20 protein-coding genes are annotated in these 21,274 nt (G+C 65.9%); 6 read left to right on the forward strand and 14 right to left on the reverse strand.

The features are described 5' to 3' along the window. The first annotated feature begins 20 nt into the window (after nt 1-20). The gene (locus JW897_RS16180; protein WP_205466918.1) at nt 21-662 is read left to right on the forward strand and encodes a histidine phosphatase family protein; all 642 of its coding nucleotides are present in this window, start codon (nt 21-23) and stop codon (nt 660-662) included. Nucleotides 663-706: 44 nt separating this feature from the next. Here the strand turns inward: JW897_RS16180 and JW897_RS16185 are convergent, their stop codons facing one another. The 3 genes from JW897_RS16185 to JW897_RS16195 are packed head-to-tail and all read right to left on the reverse strand — an operon-like array spanning nt 707 to nt 3,759. Beyond that, nucleotides 707-1,327, reverse strand: coding sequence for an SCO family protein (locus tag JW897_RS16185; protein ID WP_053077274.1), 621 nt, complete (start codon nt 1,325-1,327; stop codon nt 707-709). Between the two features lies 1 nt (nt 1,328). Beyond that, a complete protein-coding gene (locus tag JW897_RS16190; protein ID WP_053077273.1) occupies nt 1,329-1,775 on the reverse strand; it encodes a hypothetical protein in 447 nt (148 codons plus the stop codon). Further along, nucleotides 1,747-3,759 (reverse strand): RICIN domain-containing protein, encoded by a 2,013-nt coding sequence (locus JW897_RS16195; RefSeq protein ID WP_205466919.1) that lies wholly within the window; start codon nt 3,757-3,759, stop codon nt 1,747-1,749. The genes JW897_RS16190 and JW897_RS16195 overlap by 29 nt, the downstream gene beginning before the upstream one ends. A gap of 499 nt (nt 3,760-4,258) precedes the next feature. Between JW897_RS16195 and msrB the strand changes: the two genes are divergently transcribed. After that, nucleotides 4,259-4,651: a peptide-methionine (R)-S-oxide reductase MsrB gene (msrB, locus tag JW897_RS16200; RefSeq protein WP_048413341.1), complete on the forward strand. Its 393-nt coding sequence runs from the start codon at nt 4,259-4,261 to the stop codon at nt 4,649-4,651. Nucleotides 4,652-4,911: 260 nt separating this feature from the next. Here the strand turns inward: msrB and JW897_RS16205 are convergent, their stop codons facing one another. The 3 genes from JW897_RS16205 to hflX form a co-directional block, all read right to left on the reverse strand. Further along, on the reverse strand, nt 4,912-5,754 hold the full coding sequence (locus JW897_RS16205) for a PhzF family phenazine biosynthesis protein (RefSeq protein WP_240352247.1): 843 nt from the start codon (nt 5,752-5,754) through the stop codon (nt 4,912-4,914). A 457-nt stretch (nt 5,755-6,211) separates the two neighbouring features. Then, complete coding sequence (locus JW897_RS16210; protein WP_205466920.1) at nt 6,212-7,879, reverse strand: ABC-F family ATP-binding cassette domain-containing protein; 1,668 nt, start codon at nt 7,877-7,879, stop codon at nt 6,212-6,214. A 216-nt stretch (nt 7,880-8,095) separates the two neighbouring features. Then, nucleotides 8,096-9,484 carry a GTPase HflX gene (gene hflX / locus JW897_RS16215; protein ID WP_205466921.1) on the reverse strand — a complete coding sequence of 463 codons (1,389 nt, stop codon included), beginning with the start codon at nt 9,482-9,484 and terminating at the stop codon, nt 8,096-8,098. 162 nt (nt 9,485-9,646) lie between these two features. On the opposite strand from hflX, the gene JW897_RS16220 reads away from it, so the two are divergent. Further along, nucleotides 9,647-10,903 carry a DEAD/DEAH box helicase gene (locus JW897_RS16220; protein WP_205466922.1) on the forward strand — a complete coding sequence of 419 codons (1,257 nt, stop codon included), beginning with the start codon at nt 9,647-9,649 and terminating at the stop codon, nt 10,901-10,903. 99 nt (nt 10,904-11,002) lie between these two features. On the opposite strand, the gene JW897_RS16225 is transcribed toward JW897_RS16220, so the two are convergent. After that, the gene (locus tag JW897_RS16225; protein WP_048413337.1) at nt 11,003-11,782 is read right to left on the reverse strand and encodes an HAD-IIA family hydrolase; all 780 of its coding nucleotides are present in this window, start codon (nt 11,780-11,782) and stop codon (nt 11,003-11,005) included. Nucleotides 11,783-12,108: 326 nt separating this feature from the next. On the opposite strand from JW897_RS16225, the gene JW897_RS16230 reads away from it, so the two are divergent. From JW897_RS16230 to JW897_RS16240, 3 genes are all read left to right on the forward strand, one after another. After that, the gene (locus JW897_RS16230; protein WP_048413336.1) at nt 12,109-12,849 is read left to right on the forward strand and encodes an acetoacetate decarboxylase; all 741 of its coding nucleotides are present in this window, start codon (nt 12,109-12,111) and stop codon (nt 12,847-12,849) included. 214 nt (nt 12,850-13,063) lie between these two features. Further along, nucleotides 13,064-13,846 (forward strand): 3-hydroxybutyrate dehydrogenase, encoded by a 783-nt coding sequence (locus JW897_RS16235; RefSeq protein WP_048413335.1) that lies wholly within the window; start codon nt 13,064-13,066, stop codon nt 13,844-13,846. Further along, the gene (locus JW897_RS16240; protein ID WP_205466923.1) at nt 13,843-15,030 is read left to right on the forward strand and encodes a DUF3734 domain-containing protein; all 1,188 of its coding nucleotides are present in this window, start codon (nt 13,843-13,845) and stop codon (nt 15,028-15,030) included. Before JW897_RS16235 ends, JW897_RS16240 begins: the two co-directional genes overlap by 4 nt. Before the next feature lie 135 nt (nt 15,031-15,165). Here JW897_RS16240 and yfcF read toward each other — a convergent pair whose 3' ends face one another. The 7 genes from yfcF to JW897_RS16275 all read right to left on the reverse strand — a co-directional run bounded on the left by yfcF (nt 15,166) and on the right by JW897_RS16275 (nt 21,274). Beyond that, complete coding sequence (yfcF, locus tag JW897_RS16245) at nt 15,166-15,789, reverse strand: glutathione transferase (protein WP_338030576.1); 624 nt, start codon at nt 15,787-15,789, stop codon at nt 15,166-15,168. A gap of 110 nt (nt 15,790-15,899) precedes the next feature. Beyond that, nucleotides 15,900-16,784, reverse strand: coding sequence for a cysteine synthase CysM (gene cysM, locus JW897_RS16250; protein WP_048413332.1), 885 nt, complete (start codon nt 16,782-16,784; stop codon nt 15,900-15,902). A 94-nt stretch (nt 16,785-16,878) separates the two neighbouring features. Next, nucleotides 16,879-17,322, reverse strand: coding sequence for an NUDIX hydrolase (locus JW897_RS16255; protein WP_205466924.1), 444 nt, complete (start codon nt 17,320-17,322; stop codon nt 16,879-16,881). Beyond that, the gene (gene rfaD / locus JW897_RS16260) at nt 17,319-18,314 is read right to left on the reverse strand and encodes an ADP-glyceromanno-heptose 6-epimerase (RefSeq protein WP_205466925.1); all 996 of its coding nucleotides are present in this window, start codon (nt 18,312-18,314) and stop codon (nt 17,319-17,321) included. The genes JW897_RS16255 and rfaD overlap by 4 nt, the downstream gene beginning before the upstream one ends. 54 nt (nt 18,315-18,368) lie before the next feature. Continuing rightward, complete coding sequence (locus JW897_RS16265; RefSeq protein ID WP_205466926.1) at nt 18,369-18,947, reverse strand: DUF924 family protein; 579 nt, start codon at nt 18,945-18,947, stop codon at nt 18,369-18,371. Nucleotides 18,948-18,983: 36 nt separating this feature from the next. Beyond that, nucleotides 18,984-19,946, reverse strand: coding sequence for a D-glycero-beta-D-manno-heptose-7-phosphate kinase (gene rfaE1, locus JW897_RS16270; protein ID WP_053077271.1), 963 nt, complete (start codon nt 19,944-19,946; stop codon nt 18,984-18,986). 8 nt (nt 19,947-19,954) lie between these two features. Further along, nucleotides 19,955-21,274 carry a UDP-glucose dehydrogenase family protein gene (locus JW897_RS16275; RefSeq protein WP_205466927.1) on the reverse strand — a complete coding sequence of 440 codons (1,320 nt, stop codon included), beginning with the start codon at nt 21,272-21,274 and terminating at the stop codon, nt 19,955-19,957.

Consider the following 21,274-nt stretch of genomic DNA (forward strand, 5'->3'; position numbering starts at 1 on the left):
TAAAAATCAGAAAGACAGGAATGCAGCACATCACCCGATTTTGCATCGTCCGCCATGGCGAAACCGACTGGAACCGCGAATATCGATTGCAAGGCCACACCGACATCCCCCTCAACCCCACCGGCCAGGAACAGGCGGCCAGCCTCAGCCGCGCGCTCTGGCCGGGCCGCTACGCCTTCGACGCGCTCTACGTCAGCGACCTGACCCGCACCCGCCAGACCGCGGCGCCGCTGCAGACCGGGCTGAGCCTGATCCCCACCTACAGCGCCGAACTGCGCGAGCGCCACATGGGCGTGTTCCAGGGCCTGACCTACGCCGAGGCGGAACAAAGCATCCGCGACGACTATCTGCAGCTCAAATCCCGCGACCCGGACTACGACCTCAAAGGCGGGGAAAGCCTCAACGCCTTCATGCGGCGCATCCGCGACGGCTTCACCGACATCGCCCGCCGCCACCTGGGCCAGACCCTACTGGTGGTCACCCACGGCGGTGTGCTGGAAATGATGTACCGGCTGGCCACCGGCAAGCCGATGGCCGAAGCCCGCGATTTCCCCATCCCCAACGCGGCCTTGAACTGGCTGAGCTATAGCGACGGGCAATGGCGGCTGGAACAATGGGCCGACGAATCCCACCTGCCCGCCGCGCTGGACGAAATTCAATAGCGAGACGATGGCAGCCCGCTCAGGCCGCCGTGAACAGCGACCTGCTAAGCCAAGGCCGACAGGGTGCGGGCGATGGTTTCCGCCGACGGCAGTTCCGTCGATCGCCACGCCAGCCGGTGCTTGGCGTCAACCAGCAAGACTTCCGTATGATGCGCGTTCAAGTCCGTCCGCCGCTGATTGAACATGGCCAGCACCAGGTCCAGGGAGGCCAGCGCGGGGCTGGCCGCCCGCCAGCCTGGCTTGGGCCGAAACGGCGCCAGCCAGCGCCGCAGCTGCTCGGGCGTGTCGTTCAATGGATCAAGGCTCAGCGACAATAGCTGCACCCGCGCCCGCTTGGACTCCGGCATCAAGTCCTGCACCTGCCTGAAGGTCGCGCCCTGGATAGGGCAGACATTGGAACAACGAGTGAAAATCAGTTGCACGGCCGTCACCCGCCGCTGCAACAAATCATGAAACGAGCGCCGCAGACCGTCGCTGTCCTTCAGCATGAAATCCGGCAGCGGCAGCGGCGGGGAAATCTCCCCATGCGCCAGCGCCAACTCCCTCGGCAACACGGCCTTGGCCAGGGCGGCCGGGCTCGCCAGCCATAAGGGCGCCAGCCCCGCCAAACCCAGCGCAAACCGCCGCCGCCCTTGATTCAGGCGCTCGACATCCATCCCTTGCATGCTAATGCTCCTGCAAAAAAAGCCATAAGGCCCGGCACGCCGCCGCGCTCAGCCGGTAGCGCGGCATATCCGTGCCGATCAAGATCGCGGTCGGGTCTTTCCCGCTGCGCAGCATCTCGCAAAAGCTCTGCTCGGTGTACGCCCGCTCCGGCCCTCCGCGCCTGGCGCTGGGCTCCGTCAAGAAGCGCGCGCCCAGGTCCGGGCCGAAGCGGCCCTCCGCCGACGGCTGGTCCTGCAAGCGATGGCAGTTGGCGCAACGCACGTATTCGGCGCCCAAGGGGCGGTTATGGACGTACAGCTGGCCGATCAAAGCGGTTTGCCCGTAGAACAGCCGTCCGCCGTCCGGCGCCTCCTCGCCGCCGGCCACCCACGGCAGCCACCACAGCGCCAGCCCGAGCGCGAAGCCGCCCCAGCCGCGCTTAATTGACGGCGATGACGCGGGCGACACTGGGCACTCCCTGCGGGCTCAGCGCAAACAGCATGTAGTAACCCGGCAACACCACGCCGCTATCCGCCGGAATCTGCAGGGAATAACGCGTCTCGCCCGCCAGCGGCGTGATCTGCGACACCGACAGGGCGATGCGGCGCTGGTCGTTGTTGACCGTATGAGTCACCGCGGACAGCCGCATCAAGGCGAAGCGGCTCGCCGCCTGCTGGGTTCTGACTTCAATCACGCTGCCCGGCCGCGCCTGCGTCGGCGCGGCGCTAATCACCGGCCGGGCGGCCGGGCTGCCGTCCGCGTTCAACAGATACGGCGGCGTCAATATCTCCGCGTTCAGGTGATTTTGCGGGCAGCCGGCGCCGCACAAGCCGCCGCCGCCGACAAACACCCGCCCGTCCTGCAACAGAATGGCCGTGCTATGGTAGGTGCGCGGCACCTGCATCGGTTTCAGGGGCAGGAAGCTCTTCTTGGCCGCGCTCCACAACTCCGGCGTCAGCACCGCGTAGGAGTCCGTGAACGGTTGCGGTATCGTCTGCCCGCCCACCACCACCACGTCGCCGTCCGGCAACACCACCGCATTGGCGAAGGCGCGGCGATAGCTCATTCCGGCCAAGGGCTTGACCTGCACCGGGGCCTTGGGGCCGCCGCGGATATCGATCAGATAGGCCGAATTGCTGGCGTAAGTCGTGCCGGTGTTCTGCTGATAAGCCGGCGCCCCTCCCAGCTTCAGGATCAGGCCGGCGTCCACCATCACCGCATTGCCGTTGATGCTGTAAGGGTCGTTGCCGCGTGTTCCCGCCGAGACGATGCTGCCGGCGCCGCTGGTGCCTATCCAGTTCATCTGCGCGCTGGGGCCGGCATGGAACACCATCCCGCCGCCGCTGGCGAACAGCCACAAATGATTGTCGCCGCGATACACGCTGCCATTGGCGTCCTGCGGATCGGGGCCGATCACATTGTTTTCAGGCACGCCGGCAAGGACGGTCCAACGGCCGCCGTCCCACACCTCCCCAGTGCGGTTGGGCCGGCTCTTGCTGTTGTAGCCGCCGCTCCAGGAACCGCCCAAGGTCAGCACCCGGCCGTCCGACAACACGGTGTTGGCCTCATAGCCCCGCGGGATGTTCATATTGCCGCTGGCGCTCCAGCGCTTGGCCGCCCAATCGTATATCTGCGTTTTAGGGCTGCTGGAGCCGCCGTTGATCAACAGATTGCCGTTGGCCAGCATCGACGTGCCGGGGCAGAACAGATTCGCGCCGGTGGTCACCACCGTCAGCGGCAGCGGCGCGTTCTTCGCCGCGTCGAACAGCGCGGTATAGGTCTTGCTGTTGCCATTGCCGCTGTCTCCGCTGAAAGCGTCGGGAAAATCCGCCGACCACATCATCAGCTTGTTGTCCGGCAGATTGGCGACGCCCACCGGAGTCACCGGCAGGGGAATCACTCCGCTCCAGGCGGAGGGAAGCGCCGTGCTTTTGGCTCCGGGGTAATCGAACATGAACTGGTCGTTCACCTGCGCCTTGCCCTGGCAGGGCCATTGCACCACCTTGCTTCCCTGCGTCGCCACGCCGGAAAAAATGTTCACGCACTGGCCGCTGGACGCGGACACGATATGGTAGCTGCCGATGTCCACCGGCTGGATTTTCCACTGGTCATTGGTCGCCGCGACGCCCTGGCATGGCCATTGAATCAGCTGCACGCCCTGGTTGCGGCTGGAAGCCGGCACATTCAGGCACATCTGCGATTTCTGCGAGACGATGTGATAGAAGCCGTTGGCCAAGGGCACGAAGGTCCATTGCTCATTGCTGCCCGCCGAGCAAGGCCATTGAATGATGCCGGCGCCGGACTGGGTCGAACCGCCGCCGACGTTCAGACACTGGCCGCTGTTGACCGCCACGATGCCGGTGGTGGCCGCGCCCGCCTCGGGGCAAACCAGCCATGACAGCCCGAGCACGCCGCTCGCCAACGTCAGTAAATTGCTTCCAAGCCTCAACATGCATTCCCCCTTGAAGTCACGCGATCCCAATTCGTCCAGACTTGCCCAAGCGCCCTGCCGCCGCTCCCCCGCGGCAAGGGCGGCCCCTGCGCACGACGCCCATCCGCACCGCAAGGAAAGCCGCGCAAGCCGTGCCGCCACTCTGATGTCCGGCCTCGGCAAAGACAACAAAAATTTACAACAGATAATTGTTTTTGTATCAAATTCGGCACACTGCGCCGAATTTAAGGGATCAAACTCGCCGAAGGCTTGAAAGCAAGGACGCGATTCGAAAGCTTTTGCCCAAAAAATAAATATATTAATAAATGTACGGGTCTTGGCCGCCCCTACCCGCCGAATGCCGTCATCCTCGAGCCGCCGGCGCGACTAAGCGACAAGACAAGAGCCCGCAAACGTTCTTGCTCGAAGCAGGCATCACGGCGACACGCCAAGGCCGGATATACCGCAAGGACGGTCCCGCCTAAAATAGGACGGCATCCATCCGCGAAAGGAACCCACCATGACCATGCAAAAAACCGATCAGGAATGGCAAAAGCAACTGACGCCGGAACAATACCGCGTCACCCGCCAGGCCGGCACTGAGCGCCCGTTCAGCGGCGAGCACTACACCCGCACCGAAAACGGCGACTACCACTGCGTCTGCTGTGGCACCTTGCTGTTCCACAGCGACGCCAAGTACGACCCCGGCTGCGGCTGGCCCAGCTTCTGGGCCGAAGCCGCCGGCGCGCGCATCGCCCGCATCGTCGACCACTCCCACGGCATGAGCCGCGTCGAGGTGCGCTGCTCCGAATGCGACGCCCATCTGGGCCACGTCTTCCCGGACGGTCCCGAGCCCAGCGGCGAGCGCTACTGCATCAATTCGGTGGCGCTGGGCTTCACGCCCAAGGCGTAAGCCGCCGACCGCGACACATCCTAGTCAGCGCACCCCATCGCCTTGCACTTGCACTTGCACTTGCACTTGCACTTGCACTTGCACTTGCACTTGCACTTGCAAGCTTGCGCCGGAATTGGGCTCCCATAAGGGCTAGCCCAATTTTTTTGTCCGCCCCCCTTTTCTTGCCCGGCCTCAAGCCACAGTCATTCAGCCAATTGCCCGACATCTTGATCCGGACCATATACCGCCGGCTCTCCAACGACGCGGCAGGCTGGCGGCTACAACTTGAGGCGGCCTTCGATGCAGGTCACGGCGTTGCCGCCTATCCATACCTCGTCGCCCACCTGCTCCACCTCGACGCAGCCGGCGCGCCCCATGCTCAGGCCCTGGCTGACGCGGTAGCGCGCCGGCGCCAACCCGGCTCCAAGCAACCACTGGGCGATGCCGGCGTTCAGGCTGCCGGTGGCCGGGTCTTCGGGCATGCCGTCGCCGGCGATGAAAGCCCGTACCTCGAACTGCGCGTCGGTATCGTCGTGCTGCGGGTCGCAGGGTGCGACCACCCCCACCGCCAGCCCGCTCAACGCCGGATAGTCGGGTTGCAGGTCCAGCACCTGCTGGCGTTTGGCAAGCATCACCGCCAGCCAGCCGGCGCCGTTGTCGACCCACTGGGCGGCGACGATATCCCCGGGCGCCAGGCGCAGGCCCAGGCGCACCTGCTCCAGCAGCTCGGCCGCCACCGGCCCGGAACGCAGCAAGGGCGGTGCCAGGAACGCCAACCGCCGCCCCTGGCGGCGGATCCGCACCAGCCCCACCGCGCACTCCTGGATGATCTCCTCCCCCTGGGGCTCACCGCCGGACTCCAGCCAGGCGTGGCAGCTGCCCAGCGTGGGATGACCAGCGAACGGCAGCTCGTCCTGAGTGGTGAAGATCCGCAGGCGATAGTCGGCCCGCGGGTCGCTGGGCTGGAGAATGAAGGTGGTCTCGCTGAGGTTGGTCCAGTTGGCGAAGGTCGCCATCTGCCGGTCATCGAGCCCGTCGGCATTGAACACGACCGCCACCGGGTTGCCCTTGAGGGGGATGGAACTGAAGACGTCGACCTGCTTGAAGCTCAGGGAGCTCATGAAATGTCCTGTTGGTACTCTGCTGGGACGGCTAGTCTACGCCCCAACATCACCCTCGTGTAGCCGCGGCCAATCCAAGGTTTCGACCCGCGGCGCCCCAGCAGCCATTCACGCCTGCTCGGTCCGAATCAGACAGCCGCCCTCCTGGTATGTCTGCACCGCGAAACCAGGAAAGCGTCGTTTGAACTTGCTGGAATTGAATAGATTGTCGTGTTCATAGCAGGGCAGCAGTTCCCGAATTTCCCGCGCCGGCTTGGAGAACGGTTAATGCCCATTTCCCGACCAGCGCAATTGCCGGCAGGTTGGACGATCTTCGCGGCAAGGCAAGTGCCAGATCAGCCCAAACACGGCATTGCGGCTCCATGCGTCAAAACCAAAAAGGCAGCGCCGCCGTAGGGCGACACTGCCTTTGATGATTCAGCTGCACGCGGGCGGCTCAACAACCGCCGCTGCAGGCTTAGCGCTTGCCGGCCGCCTCTTCGCGCCGGCGCTTGGCCTCTTCCAGCAGATAGACCTGGTAATCGTCCAGATCGCCGTCAAAATCGCTGACCCCGCCGCGCGACACCATCCAGAACTCGTCGCAGACCGCGCGCAGCAGCGCGCGATCGTGGCTGACCAGCATCACCGAGCCTTCGAACTCGTTCAGCGCCACGCTCAGCGCCTCGCGCGTGGCCAGGTCCAGATGGTTGGTCGGTTCGTCCAGCAGCAAGAGATTGGGACGCAGCCAGACTATCATGCACAGCACCAGCCGCGCCTTCTCGCCGCCGCTCATGCTGCCCACCGCCTGCTTGACCATGTCGCCGCTGAAATTGAAGGTGCCCAGGAAGTTGCGCAGGCCCTGCTCGCGGCAATCGTTGGCCGGCGGACGCAGCTGCGCCGGCGTTTCGCGCGCCAATCTCAGCATGTGCTGCAGCGGATCGTCTTCCGGCCGCAGCACGTCCAGCTCCTGCTGCGAGAAGTAACCGATGTTCAAGCCCTTGCCGCGGATGATCTCGCCGCCGGTGGCGGTCAGCGCTTCGGCCACCGTTTTCACCAGCGTGGACTTGCCCTGGCCGTTGGCGCCCAGGATGCCGATGCGCTGGCCGGCCAGCACCGAGCGGTTCACGCCTTTGACAATCACCGTGGGCGGCGCGCCTTCCGCCGCGCCTTCCGGCGCCGGATAGCCGAAAGAGGCCTGCGACATGGTCAGCATCGGATTGGGCAGGCTGCTGGGCTCCTTGAATTCGAACTGGAAGTCGGCCTCGGTCAGCACCGGCGCGATCTTCTCCATCCGCTCCAGCGCCTTGACGCGGCTTTGCGCCTGCTTGGCCTTGCTGGCCTTGGCCTTGAAGCGGTCGATGAACTTCTGCAGATGCGCCATCTTCTCCTGCTGCTTGGCCAGCACGGCCTGCTGCAGAATCATCTGTTCGGCGCGCATGTCCTCGAACTTGCTGTAGTTGCCGCCGTAGCGCACCAGCTTGCCGTGGTCGATGTGCAGGGTAACGCCGGTCACCGCGTCCAGGAATTCGCGGTCGTGGCTGATCACCACCATGGTGCCGGCGTACTGCTTGAGCCAGGCTTCCAGCCAGACCAGCGCGTCCAGGTCGAGGTGGTTGGTCGGTTCGTCCAGCAGCAAGAGGTCGGACGGACACATCAGCGCGCGCGCCAGCTGCAGGCGCATGCGCCAGCCGCCGGAGAAGCTGTTCACCGGCTGCTGCAGCTCGGCCACGCTGAAGCCCAGGCCCAGGATCAGCGCCTGCGCCCGCGCCGGGGCGTCGTGCTCGCCGGCGTCGTTCAGCGCGGTGTAGGCGTGAGCCATACGCATATAGTCTTCGCCCGCCTCGGCTTCGGCCACTTCGCGCCGCGCCGCCAGCAGCGCGGTGTCGCCCTCCACCACGAACTCGGTGGCGGTCTGCGAGGTTTCCGGCATGTCCTGCGCCACCTGCGCCATCCGCCACTGGCTGGGGATGGAGAAGTCGCCGCTGTCTTCGTGCAGGCTGCCGTTCAGTACCGCGAACAGCGAGGACTTGCCCGCGCCGTTGCGCCCTACCAGGCCCACCTTTTCGCCGGGGTTGATATTGACTGTCGCGCCGTCCAGCAAGACTTTGGTGCCGCGGCGCAAGGCCACGTTTTTCAGAATGATCATTGGGAATAGCAGTGTTGCAGAATTTTAGGAAGCAAGAAAACAGCAGCCCGGCGACCACTTGCGTCCCGGCGGAATGCCATGAATGAAACGCGCCCGCGGACAATCGCCGAGGGCACGAGGGGAGAGATTATACGCGGAAGCGCTCCGACGGAGGACAGGCGCTGCCGTCAAGCCGCGCCCCCTGCCCGCGACGCGCCGTCGCTTAGCAGCCCGGCCTCAGAGCTCCCAGTACTCCTTTTCCCTCCCCTGCGAACCGGGATTCAGCTGTTCGCGCAGGCTGCGCAGCTTGTCCGGCTCGCCGCGCACGCGGAACCAGCTGCCCTCTTCGTCCGCGCGCTCCTCCAGCACCTGGCAGTGGCTGTAGATTTCGCCGCGCAGCTGTTGCGCCGACCACGGCAGCAGCAGCTCGCCCTCTTCCAGATCGCGCTGGAAGAAGGCGACGATCAGGGCGCGCAGCGCGGCCACTTCCTCGGAACGGCGCGCGCTCATCACCACGCAGTCCGGATAGCGTTGCCGCAGCTCGGCGGCGCAGGCGGCCTGCGCCGCCGCGTCGCCGACGTGATCTATCTTGTTGAACACCCGGATGCGCGGCACCTCGTCGGCGCCGATTTCCCTCAACACCTCGTCGGTGACTTCCAGCTGGCGCTGGAAGCCCGGGTCGCTGGCGTCGATCACATGCAGCAGCAAGGCCGCGTCCAGCGCTTCTTCCAGCGTGGACTTGAACGAGGCCACCAGGCCGTGGGGCAGGTTCTTGATGAAGCCTACGGTATCGCTGACCAGCACCCGCGGCACGCTCTCCGGGTAGATGGCGCGCACCGTGGTGTCCAGGGTGGCGAACAATTTATTGGCCACCAGCACCTCGCTGCCGGTCAGCGCGCGCATCAGCGTGGACTTGCCGGCATTGGTGTAGCCCACCAGCGACACCCCGCCCAGGCCTTGGCCCTGGCGCTCCACCCGGCGCGCGCGCTGGGTCTTGCGCTCCAGCTCCATCGCGATGATTTCGCGTTGCAGCTCGGCGATGCGGTCGCGCACCTTGCGCCGGTCCAGCTCGGTATGCGATTCGCCGGCGCCGCGGCCGCCCATGCCGCTGCGCTGCCGGCCTTGCGGGCCTGCCAGCTTGGCCGCCTCGCGCAGCCGCGGCGCCATATAGCCGAGACGGGCGATTTCCACCTGGGCGCGCGCCGCGCGCGAGCGGGCGTTGCGGTGGAAGATCTCCAGGATCACCATGGTGCGGTCCATCACCTCGCAGCCGACGGCCAGCTCCAGATTGCGCGCCTGCGACGGCGAAATCTCGTGGTCCACCAGCAAGGCGTCGATCTCCACCGCGCTGGCGTCCAGCACCGGCGGCGCATCGTCCAGCTCGTCGTTGCGCAGGCCGCGATTGACGAACTGGCTGATTTCCTCCAGCTTGCCCACCCCCATATAGGCGGTGCGGTCGAAGCTGTTACGCTTTTGCACAAAGGTCCGCACCACTTGGAAGCCCAGGGTCTTGGCCAGTTCGCTCAGTTCGGTGAGCGAGGCCTCGAACTCGACATCGCTGACATCCGGCAGCTGGACCGAGGCCACCAGGGCGTAGCGGGGTTTCTCTTTGACTTCTGTTTGCATGGGCGAATGACTTTAATCTTGATAGCGAGCCCAGATAGTACCCGCAAACGGAACTTCCCGCTGCGCGACGCGCGTTGCGCCGCCGCCACGCCCCGCTTGACCCGGCCGCTGGCAGCGCCGATACTCCTGCCGCTTCAAGCACCATAGTCGTCACCGCCACCCATGCCATTCACCTCTCTGGGCCTGTCGCCCGCGCTGGCCCAGGCCGCCAGCGATCAAGGCTATCTTGCTCCCACCGCCGTTCAGAGCGCCGCCGTTCCCGCCGTCCTGCAGGGCCACGACGTGCTGGCCACCGCGCAAACCGGCTCCGGCAAAACCGCGGCCTACTGCCTGCCGCTGCTGCAACAATGGCTGGCGGGCCGCCAGGCCGCGCCGCGCCAGGCGCAAACGCTGATCCTGCTCCCCACCCGGGAGCTGGCGGCGCAAGTGGGCGACGCCCTGCGCCAACTGTCCCAGGGACTGCCGCGCCGGCCCAAGGTCGCCGTGGTCTTCGGCGGCGTTTCCATCAATCCGCAGATGATGGCGCTGCGCGGCGGCGCCGACATCGTGGCGGCCACGCCCGGCCGGCTGCTGGACCTGCTGGCGCACAATGCGCTGCGGCTTTCCGCGGTCGACACCCTGGTGCTGGACGAAGCCGACCGCCTGCTCGACCTCGGCTTCGCCGACGAACTGTCCCGCGTGCTGGCGCTGCTGCCGCCCTACCGGCAAAACCTGCTGTTTTCCGCCACCTTCCCGCCCGCCGTCCACGCGCTGGCGGAACGACTGCTGAATCAGCCGCAGCGCATCGACATCGCGCCCGGCGACACCGCCGCGCCGGACATCCGCCAGCGCGTCATCGAAGTGGACGCCGGCCGGCGCACCATGCTGCTGCGCCATCTGCTGCAAACCCATGGCTGGGACCGGGCGCTGGTCTTCGTGGCCAGCCGGCACAACGCCGACCGGGTGGCCGGCAAACTGCAGGCCGCCGGCGTCCGCGCCGCCGCGCTGCATGGGGATTGCAGCCAGGGACAGCGCGGCCAGGTGCTGGCCGACCTCAAGTCCGGCCGTCTGCAAGTCCTGGTGGCCACCGACGTGGCCGCGCGCGGCATCGACATCGCCCGCCTGCCGGTGGTGATCAACTACGACCTGCCGCGCTCGCCGGTGGATTACACCCACCGCATCGGCCGCACCGGCCGCGCCGGCGCCGGCGGCGAAGCCGTCAGCTTCGTCAGCGCCGACTGCGCCGCGCATTTCCAGTTGATAGAGAAACGCCAGCGGCTGCGGCTGCCGCGCGAGCGGATTCCCGGCTTCGAACCCGTCGTCGCCGCGATCCCGGCTCCGGGCGCGGCGGCCGACAACGGCGGCGTCAAGGGCAAGCGCAAGAGCAAGAAGGACAAGCTGCGGGAAGCCGCCGCCCAAGCGCAGGCCGAGCAAGGCTAAGCGCTCTCGGCGCCGAGCCCAGCGGAAAGCGCAAACAACAGGGCCGTTCCAGCTGGAACGGCCCTGTTTTCGCCCACGGCCAAGCAGGCCGGCAATACTTTACAAGGCTTGCGGATCAATCTCCGCCACGCTCTCGAACACATAGTCCGGCTGGTAGGGAAACTGCTCCATGGATTCGCGCGACGACACCCCGGACAACACCAGCGCGGTGCCCATGCCTGCCTCGATGCCGCCGACGATGTCGGTGTCCATCCGGTCCCCTATCATCACCGCCTCTTCCGGATGCACGCCCAGCTTGCGGGTGGCCAGCATCATCATCAGCGAGTTCGGCTTGCCCACGATGTAAGGCTTCTTGCCGGTGGCGGCCTCGATGGCGGCCAGCAGCGTGCCGGCGGCCGGCTCGTAGCCGCCGCCCTCTATCGGGTCGATCATGTCCGGATTGGTGCCGATGAATTTGGCGCCCTGATCGATGAAACGCACCGCCTTCTTGATCTGCTCGAAGCTGAAGGTCTGCGACTTGGCCACCACCACGTAATCGGGGTGGGATTCGGAAATGGAAAAACCGACGTTGTACAACTCGTTGATCAGGCCGGCGCCGCCCACCACATAGGCGGTGGGCATGGCCTTGCGCGTCTGGCTGCGCAGAAACATCGCCGTCGCCATCGCGCTGGTGATGAAATTGTCCTCGGTCACGCCATTGATGCCCAGGCTCTCCAGTTTCAGCCTCAGGTCCAGCGGCGTCTGCTCCGCGTTATTGGTCAGAAACAGGAAGGGCGTGCCGCCCTGGGTCAGGCGGTTGACGAAATCGCGCGCGCCCGGAATCAGTTGCTTGCCCCGATAAATCACTCCGTCCATGTCGGAAATGATGCTTTTGCTCATTACGGTATATCCAAAACACAGGTGCCGACTCCGCCGGCACGGTGGCGGGCCGCGGCGTCATGCGCCGCAACCGCGACAGCATAGCACGGCGGGCCTGAGGCCAAGGGCTTCCTTGTCGGCCCGGCGCGGCGCCTCCGCCGGCCGCGCCGCTCCATCCCAACGGACAGGTGACGCGGCAACAAGCTATCTGTATGGGATCTTTGCCTGTACCATCAGTGCCAGATGCACGCCTGCCCGCCCGGCCGTTCCGCCGGCGGGCTCCTTTCGCAGCAGCGGCCGCCCCCTCTCCGGGCGCGACTTTTTGCCATCCAGGGAGCGCAGCACGTATGAACATCGACGCCATCCGCGAGCAGGCCTTCGCCATGCCGCTGACCAATCCCGCCTTCCCCCGCGGCCCCTACCGCTTCACCAACCGCGAATTCTTCATCATCACTTACCGCACCGACCCGGCCAAGCTGCGCGAAGCGGTGCCGGAACCGCTGCAGCCTGCCTCCGATCTGGTCAACTTCGAATTCATCCGCATGCCGGACTCCACCGGCTTCGGCGACTACACCGAAAGCGGCCAGGTGATCCCGGTCTCGCTGGGCGGCGTGGCCGGCAACTACACCCACGCGATGTATCTGAACGACCATCCGCCCATCGCCGGCGGCCGTGAGCTGTGGGGCTTTCCCAAGAAACTGGCCTGCCCGCGGCTGCAAGTGCATACCGACACCCTGGTGGGCGAACTGGACTACGGCCCGGTGCGGGTGGCCACCGCCACCATGGGCTACAAGCATCACGCCCAGGACGCCAGCGCGCTGCAGCGCTCCATGGTCAACACCCCCAATTTCCTCTTGAAGATCATCCCGCACGTGGACGGCAGCCCGCGCATTTGCGAGCTGGTGCGCTTCTACCTGAAGGACGTGACCGTGCACGGCGCCTGGAGCGGGCCGGCGGCGCTGGCGCTGTTCCCGCACGCGCTGGCCCCGGTGGCGGAGCTGCCGGTGCTGGAGGTGGTGGAAGCGCGCCACATCATCGCCGACCTGACCCTGGGCCTGGGTGAGGTGGAGTTCGATTACCTGAACTAAGAAGCTGTGCAATGTCTGCTGCTCGTCGTGAGACATGGCACGGTGAGCACAAGCTCAAAATTCTCACGCAGCACTCGTACATTGCGCTTTTTCGCTCGTTTTCGCCTTGTCTCGCTCTTGCTCGCGAGATCGTAAACACCTTCCAAGAAGCCGCTTGCCAGCGGCTGTAAACCGTTTCTAAACGGCCCTACCCACGGACAACAAGGAGAGCAGCATGCAATTGAACGGCAAAGTGGCATTGATCACCGGCGCGGCCAGCGGCATAGGCAAGGCCATTGCGGAAACCTACGCCCGGGCCGGCGCGGCGGTGGCCATCGCCGACATCAATCTGGCGGCGGCGCAGGCCGCGGCGGCGGAGATCCAGGCCGCCGGCGGCAAGGCGGTGGGCGTGGCGATGGACGTGACCAACGAGGAATCCGTCAACGCCGGCACCCAGGCGGCGGTGGACGCGCTGGGCGCGCTGGACATCCTGATTTCCAACGCCGGCATCCAGATCGTCAACCCGCTGGTGGACTACAAGTTTTCCGACTGGAAGAAAATGCAGGCCATCCACGTGGACGGCGCCTTTCTCACCACCAAGGCCGCGCTGCCGCATATGTACAAGGACAAGCGCGGCGGCACGGTGATTTATATGGGATCAGTGCATTCTCACGAGGCGTCCAAGCTCAAGTCCGCCTACGTCACCGCCAAGCACGCGCTGCTGGGCCTGTGCCGGGTGCTGGCCAAGGAAGGCGCGGAATACAATGTGCGCGCCCACGTGGTCTGCCCCGGCTTCGTGCGCACGCCGCTGGTGGAGAAGCAGATTCCGGAACAGGCCAAGGAGCTGGGCATCAGCGAGGAAGAAGTGGTCAAGAACGTGATGCTGGGCAATACCGTGGACGGGGTGTTCACCACGGTGGAGGACGTGGCTCAGACCGCGCTGTTCCTGGCCGCCTTCCCCAGCGCGGCGCTGACCGGCCAGTCCGTCATCGTCAGCCACGGCTGGTATATGCAATGACGCCGCCGCACAATCCGGCCTGCCCGCAAACCGGCGGCCTGTACCAGAGCCGCAGCCTGCCGCCCGGCCACCGCTATCAGGTGCTGGCGCTGGTGCTGCAAGGCGGCGGCGCGCTGGGCTCCTACCAGCCCGGCGTCTACCAGGGCCTGGCCGAGGCCGACCTCCACCCCAACTGGGTGGCCGGCATTTCCATAGGCGCGCTCAACGCCGCCGTCATCGCCGGCAATCCGCCGGAACGGCGGGTGGAACAGTTGCGCGCTTTCTGGGACACCATCTGCCGGCCGCCGTTTCTGCCGCCCAGCCCGTTCAGCCACCTGGACACCCACCATTGGCCGGCGGGGCTGAACGGGCTGATGGCCAGCTGGGAGGCCTGGCGCGCATTGACCGAAGGTCAGAACGGCTTCTTCCTGCCGCGCTCGCCGTGGCCGGCCGGCGCGCCCTCGCCCGCCAATTGCAGCCTCTACGACACCACGCCGCTGAAAGGCACGCTGGAACGCTTCGCCGACTTCGACCGCATCAACGACAGCGATCAGATGCGGGTGTCGGTGGGCGCGGTCAATCTGCGCAGCGGCAACTTCGTCTATTTCGACAATACCCGCCAGCGGCTGCGCGCCGAGCATTTCATGGCCTCCGGCGCGCTGCCGCCCGGCTTTCCGGCGGTGGAGATAGACGGCGAGTACTACTGGGACGGCGGCCTGGTGTCCAACACGCCGCTGAAGCAGATACTGGGCTCCGAGCCGCGCAAGAACTCCTTGGTGTTCCAGGTGGACCTGTGGAGCGCCAAAGGGGAGCCGCCCACCGACATGAAGGCGATCGCGATGCGGCAGAAGGACATCCAGTATTCCAGCCGCACCCGGCAGATCACCGACACGATGAAGCGGGAGCAGAACTACCGCGGCCTGCTGCGGCAGCTGATGGAGCTGGTGCCGGAAGCGCAGCGCGTGCACCCCGCCTACCGCCACGCCCGCGAGCTGGCCTGCGGCCGGCTGTTGAAAGTGATCCACCTGATCTATCAGGACAAGGAATACGAGGACCACCACAAGGACTATCAGTTCGGCGCCCAGACCATGCGCGCGCACTGGACCAGCGGCTATCAGGACATCTGCCGCACACTGAGCCATCCGGACTGGCTGGAGATGCCGTCGCCGGACCGGCCCTTCGTCACTCACGACGTGCACCGCTGAGGCGGCGGCCCCGCCTCAAATCCAGACCGCCGCGTTCTCCACGCCGGCGCTAAGCCTGGCGGACAAGTGCGATGGCTGGCGACAACAACTCATGAGCACTCCTAAAGCGGCGCGCGGCTGATCGCGAGCCGTCCCTCAGGCTTGCGCCGCACGCCGTCCCAGTTCCAGCCAATCCAACACCGCCAGCCGCCGCCACTGGCGCTCGGCGTAGGCGGCCAGCCGCGGCGGCAGGATGGCGTCGTATTGCAGCCGCTTCAACATCAGCGCCAGGTCGGTGTCGGCCAGACACCAGGCGCCGAACAGATCGCCGCCGTCGGCCGGCAGCAATTGCTCCGCCGCGGCGATCAGCTTGTGCGCCGCCTGCCGCGCTTCCGGCGCCAGGGTGCCGACCGCCGGCCGCAGAAACACCGCCTCGGTGTTGCGGTCTTCGCGCAAGGCCATCAGGTCGCTGCGCAGCCAGGCTTGCAGCTGGCGCGCGCGGGCGCGTTGGCGCAGGTCCAGCGGGTAGAGCCGGGGGCGCTCGGGATAAGCGTCTTCAAGATATTCGGCGATGGCCGAGGATTCGCTAAGTTGGAAGTCGCCGTCTTCCAGCATCGGCACGCGGGCGGTCAGCGACTGGCGCTGATAGTCCGGGGCCAGGTTGGCTTGCGCCTCAAGGCTCAAGGTCGCCAACTCGAAGGCCAGCCCTTTTTCCTTCAGGGCGACGAAGGCGGACAAGGCGTAGGGACTGAGGAAACGGGAATCGACATGCAGCAGCACAAGAGCCTCCGGAGGCGGAACACGGAACCTCAGATGCTAGCGACATCAGACGTCCGGCGCCAGCGCCGAAACGCGAACACTGCGTTCCGGCGCGCCGCCCATTTGGGCGTTTAACCGAACAGGCCGGTGGACAGGTAGCGATCGCCGCGGTCGCAAACAATGGAAACGATGACCGCGTTTTCCAGCTGGCGCGACAGGCGCAGCGCCACCGCCAGCGCGCCGCCGGACGAAGGCCCGGCCAGGATGCCCTCCTCGCGCGCCAACTGCCGCGCCATGTCCTCCGCCTCCTGCTGGCCGACGTGCTGCAAATCGTCCAGCTGCGAGAAGTCGCAGATCTTGGGCACATAGGGATCTTCCCATTTGCGGATGCCGGCGATCTGGCTGCCCGGTTCCGGATGCACGCCCACGATCTGGATCGCCGGATTTTGCTGCTTCAGATAGCGGCCGGTGCCCATGATGGTGCCGGTGGTGCCCATGCTGGACACGAAATGGGTGATGCCGCCCCGGGTGTCCCGCCAGATTTCCGGCCCGGTGCTTTCATAGTGGGCCAGCGGATTGTCCGGATTGGAAAACTGGTCGAGGATGCGGCCCTGGCCGGCGGCTTCCATCTTGCGCGCCAGGTCGATGGAACCGGGCATCGAGGCCTCCTTGGGCGTCAACACCACCTCCGCGCCGTAGGCGCGCATCGCCTGCACCCGCTCGGCGCTGGAGTTCTCCGGCATGATGAGAATCATCTTATAACCCATCATCGCCGCCGCCATCGCCAAGGCGATGCCGGTGTTGCCGCTGGTGGGCTCGATCAGGGTGTCGCCCGGTTTGATCTCGCCGCGCTCTTCGGCGCGGCGGATCATGGACAGCGCCGGCCGGTCCTTGACCGAACCCGCCGGGTTGTTGCCTTCCAGCTTGACCAGCACGGTGTTGCTGGTGACGCCGGGCAGGCGCTTGAGTCTGACCAGCGGGGTGTGGCCGACGAAATCTTCCAGATGCTTGTACACGACGCGTTCTCCAACGGGGAACGGCCATTATACCGATTGGCTATCAGCAAAGACGGAATCCTTATGTCTAAGCAAATAACCGTTGTTGCAACTATCAGCCCGCGGACGCTTCCGCCAGCATCGCCAGCAAGTCCTCAGGGAAATAGCGCTCGCCGGAAGCGGCCAGTTCGGCCGGCGACCACCAACGGCCCCGCCCCATTACCTGTCGCTCGACCTCGGTCCAGCCGGCGTCGTCCAGCCGCGCGTGCTCTAGGCGGACCAAATGGAAATGCTCGACCGCCCGCACCCGCTCGCCGTCCAGCAGCGTCAATTCGAACGAACGGCAGGCCACGACCGGGCCGGGATCGGCGATGTGATGGCCGGTCTCCTCCCGACATTCGCGCCGCGCGGCGTCGGCCAGGCTTTCGCCGCCCTCCACCTCGCCGCCCGGCGTGAACCAGTATTCGACCCGGCCCGCCGGCTGGCAGGGGAACAACAGCACCCTGCCCGCCGGGTCCAGCATCAGCAGCCGCGCCGCCTGCCGGACGCGCAGCGTCATTGCTTGATCAGCCAGTCCACGTAGCGATCCACGCCCTGCTCGACGTTGAAGAGCTCGGCGCCGTAGCCGGCGCTGCGCAGCTTGCCGATGTCGGCCTGAGTGAAGCTCTGGTACTTGCCCTTGAGCGCGTCGGGGAAATCCACGTATTCGACGATGCCCTGGGCCGCCATCTCCTCCAGGCTCAGCGCCGGCTGGCCCTCATGGCGGCGGCAGGCGTTGACGGTGGCCACGGCCACGTCGTTGAACGGCTGCGAGCGGCCGGAGCCCAGATTGAAGATGCCGCTCTTTTCCGGGTGATCCAGGAAATAGAGATTGATCTTGGCCACGTCCTCCACCGACACGAAATCGCGGCTCTGCATGCCGTCGCCCCAGCCGTCCCAGCCGCCGAACAGCTTGACCTTGCCGTGCTCGCGGTATTGGTTGAAATGGTGGAAAGCCACCGAGGCCATGCGGCCCTTGTGCTGTTCGCGCGGGCCGTAGACGTTGAAATAGCGGAAGCCCACCGCCTGCGCGCTCAGGCCTTCCTTCATCCGTTGGCGCAACACCTGGTCGAACAGGAATTTGGAATAGCCGTAGACGTTGAGCGGGCCCTCGTACTGGCGCTCTTCCTTGAACACGGTGCCCTTGCCGTAGGTGGCGGCGCTGGAGGCGTAGAGGAACTGGATTTCCTCGTGCTGACAGTAGTCGAACAGGGCCAGCGTGTACTGATAGTTGTTGTCCATCATGTACTTGCCGTCGTGGTTCATGGTGTCGGAGCAGGCGCCCTGATGCAGGATGGCGGACAGCTCGCCCTCGAACTCGCCTTCCAGCAGCAGGGCCAGGAAATCGTGCTTGTCCATGTAATGGGAGATTTCGCAATCCACCAGATTGCGGAATTTGTCGCCGCTGGACAGATTGTCCACGGCGATGATGTCGGTGACGCCGCGCTCGTTCAGCGCCTTGACCAGGTTGGAACCGATAAAACCGGCGGCGCCGGTGACGACGATAGTCATGTTTTGCCTTTCCGCCGCCGGCCATCGCCAACGGCGCGGGATAGGGGTTTGCGTTTAAAAGCCGGCGCCGGGCTCGGCCAGATAGGCCCGCTCTTCCGGCGTGTCCGCACGGCCCAGCGCGGCGTTGCGGTGCGGGAAACGTCCGAAGCGGACGATCACCTCGCGGTGGCGGTGCGCGTAATCGATGAAGCTGGCCATGGCCTTGTCCTCGGCCATGGTTTCAAACAGGCGGATGGCCTCGTCCTGATCCGCCAGCGATTCGCTGTGTTCAAACGGCAGATAAACGAAGGTGCGCGCGATAGGGGGCAGTTGCCGGTCCAGGCCCTGCTCCACCATGCGGCGGGCCAAGGCCAAGGCCTGGCCATCGCTGGCGAAGGCTTCGGCCGAGCCGCGGAACAGATTGCGCGGGAATTGATCGGTCAGAATCAGCCAGGCCAGGCCGCGGCGGGCGTCGTCGGCGTCCGGCGGCAACTCGCCGGCGCGCGCCTGCCGCCACAGCCCCAGAAAGCGTTCGCGGATGACGCCGTCGAACACCTCGTCCTTTTTGAACCAGGGGCTGCGCGGCACCGACAGGAAGCTGTCGTCGGCGCCGCCGAACCAGAACTCCAGGATGGCATCGGTATAGTGCTGCATGCGTTCTCCTTCAGGATCCAGCCTGACTGGACGGGATCACACCGCGAAAAGTTCGCGCTGGCTGCACACCGCGGTGCCCAGCTTGCCCACCACCACGCCGGCGGCGGCGTTGGCGAGACTCATCGCCACCGGCAGCGGCTGGCCGGCGGCCAGCCCCAGGCCCAAGGTGCCGATCACGGTGTCGCCGGCGCCGGACACGTCGTAAACCTCGCGCGCGAAGGTGGGCTGATGCACCACGCCCTCGTCGCGGAACAAGGTCATGCCCTCCTCGCTGCGCGTCACCAGCAAGGCGTCCAGCGCCAAGGCGGCGCGCAAGGCCTGCGCCTTGGCGGTCAGCTCGCTCTCCGACGCCCAGCGGCCGGCCACCTGGCGGAACTCGCTGCGGTTCGGCGTCAGCAAGGTGGCGCCGGCGTATTTGCTGTAGTCGTCGCCCTTGGGATCGATCAGCACCGGCTTGCCGGCCTGGCGCGCCAGTTCGATCATCTTGCTGACGTGAGTCAGGCCGCCCTTGCCGTAGTCGGACAGGATCACCACGTCGTGCTCGGCCAGGATCTGCTGATACTCTTCCAGCTTGCCGGCCAGAATCTCGTGGCTGGGCGCGTCTTCGAAATCTAGGCGGATCAATTGCTGCTGCCGCGCCACCACGCGCAATTTGATGGTGGTGGCGATGCTGGGATCGCGCTTCAGCGAGGTGGCGATGCCGTCCGCCGCCAGCAGGCGCTCCAGCGCCGAGGCGGCTTCGTCGTCGCCCACCACCGACAGCAGGGTGGCCTGGCCGCCCAGGCCGGCGATATTGCGCGCCACGTTGGCGGCGCCGCCGGCGCGCTCTTCGATGCGCTCGATCTTGGCCACCGGCACCGGCGCCTCCGGCGAAATGCGAGTAGCGTCGCCGAACCAGTAACGGTCCAGCATCACATCGCCCACCACCAGAACTTTCGCTTGCGCCAGTTCGGCGGCCAGTTTGGAGCTGTCCAGCCCCAGGTCTTGCATCAGGCCCATGGCTATCCTCAGCGGCCGATCGCGAAGTAATCGAAGCCCTGCTCGCGCATCCAGGCCGGATCGTACATATTGCGGCCGTCGAACACCAAGGGCTGCTTCAGCGCCTGCTTGACCGCGTCCAGGTCCGGCGCGCGGAACATCTTCCACTCGGTGACGATCAGCAAGGCGTCCGCCTGCTGCAGCGCCGCCATCATGTCGTCGGCGAAGCTCAGGCCGGCGATGTCGCCCATCACCCGCTGCGCTTCGTGGGTGGCCACCGGATCGAAGGCCACCACTTCCGCGCCGCGGCGGCTCAGTTCTTCCGCGATCACGCGGCTGGGCGCTTCGCGCATATCGTCGGTATTGGGCTTGAAGGCCAGGCCCCACATCGCGAAACGGCGGCCGGACAGATCCTGGCCGAAACGCGCCAACACCTTGTCGACCAGGCGCAGCTTCTGCAGATCGTTGGCTTCTTCCACCGCCGTCAGCACGCGCAGATCATGGCCGTTTTCCTTGGCGGTCTGCACCAGGGCCTTGACGTCCTTGGGGAAGCAGGAGCCGCCGTAACCGACGCCCGGATACAGGAAGTGGTAGCCGATGCGCGGATCGGAGCCCATGCCCAAGCGCACCTGTTCGATGTCGGCGCCCAGGCTCTCGGCCAGATTGGCCAGTTCGTTCATGAAGGAGATGCGCGTCGCCAGCATGGCGTTGGCCGCGTACTTGGTCAGTTCGGCGGAGCGCACGTCCATCAGCAGCACGCGTTCGTGATTGCGCTGGAACGGCGCGTACAGCCGGCGCATCATCGCGGCCGCGCGTTCGTCGTCGACGCCGATCACCACGCGGTCCGGGCGCATGAAGTCGTCGATGGCCGCGCCCTCTTTCAGGAATTCCGGGTTGGACACCACGCTGAATTCCAGCGCTTCGCCGCGCTCGGCCAAGGTTTCCGCCACCGCGGCCTTGACCAGGTCGGCGGTACCCACCGGCACAGTGGACTTGTCGACGATGACTTTATAATCCGTCATGTGGCGGCCGATATTGCGCGCCGCGGCCAGCACGTATTGCAGGTCGGCGGAGCCGTCCTCGTCCGGCGGGGTGCCGACGGCGATGAACTGCACGTCGCCGAAGGCCACCGATTCGGCGATGTCGGTGGTGAAGCTGAGCCGGCCGGCGGCGACGTTGCGCCGCACCATGTCTTCCAGGCCGGGTTCGAAAATGGGGATGCCGCCCTGTTTCAGGATGGCGATCTTATTGGGATCCACATCCAGGCAGCACACGTGATAGCCGGTTTCCGCCAGACACGTGCCGGTCACCAGACCGACATACCCCGTACCGATAACTGTGATTTTCAT

Source organism: Chromobacterium alkanivorans (assembly GCF_016937655.1).
Classification (GTDB): Bacteria; Pseudomonadota; Gammaproteobacteria; order Burkholderiales; family Chromobacteriaceae; genus Chromobacterium; species Chromobacterium alkanivorans.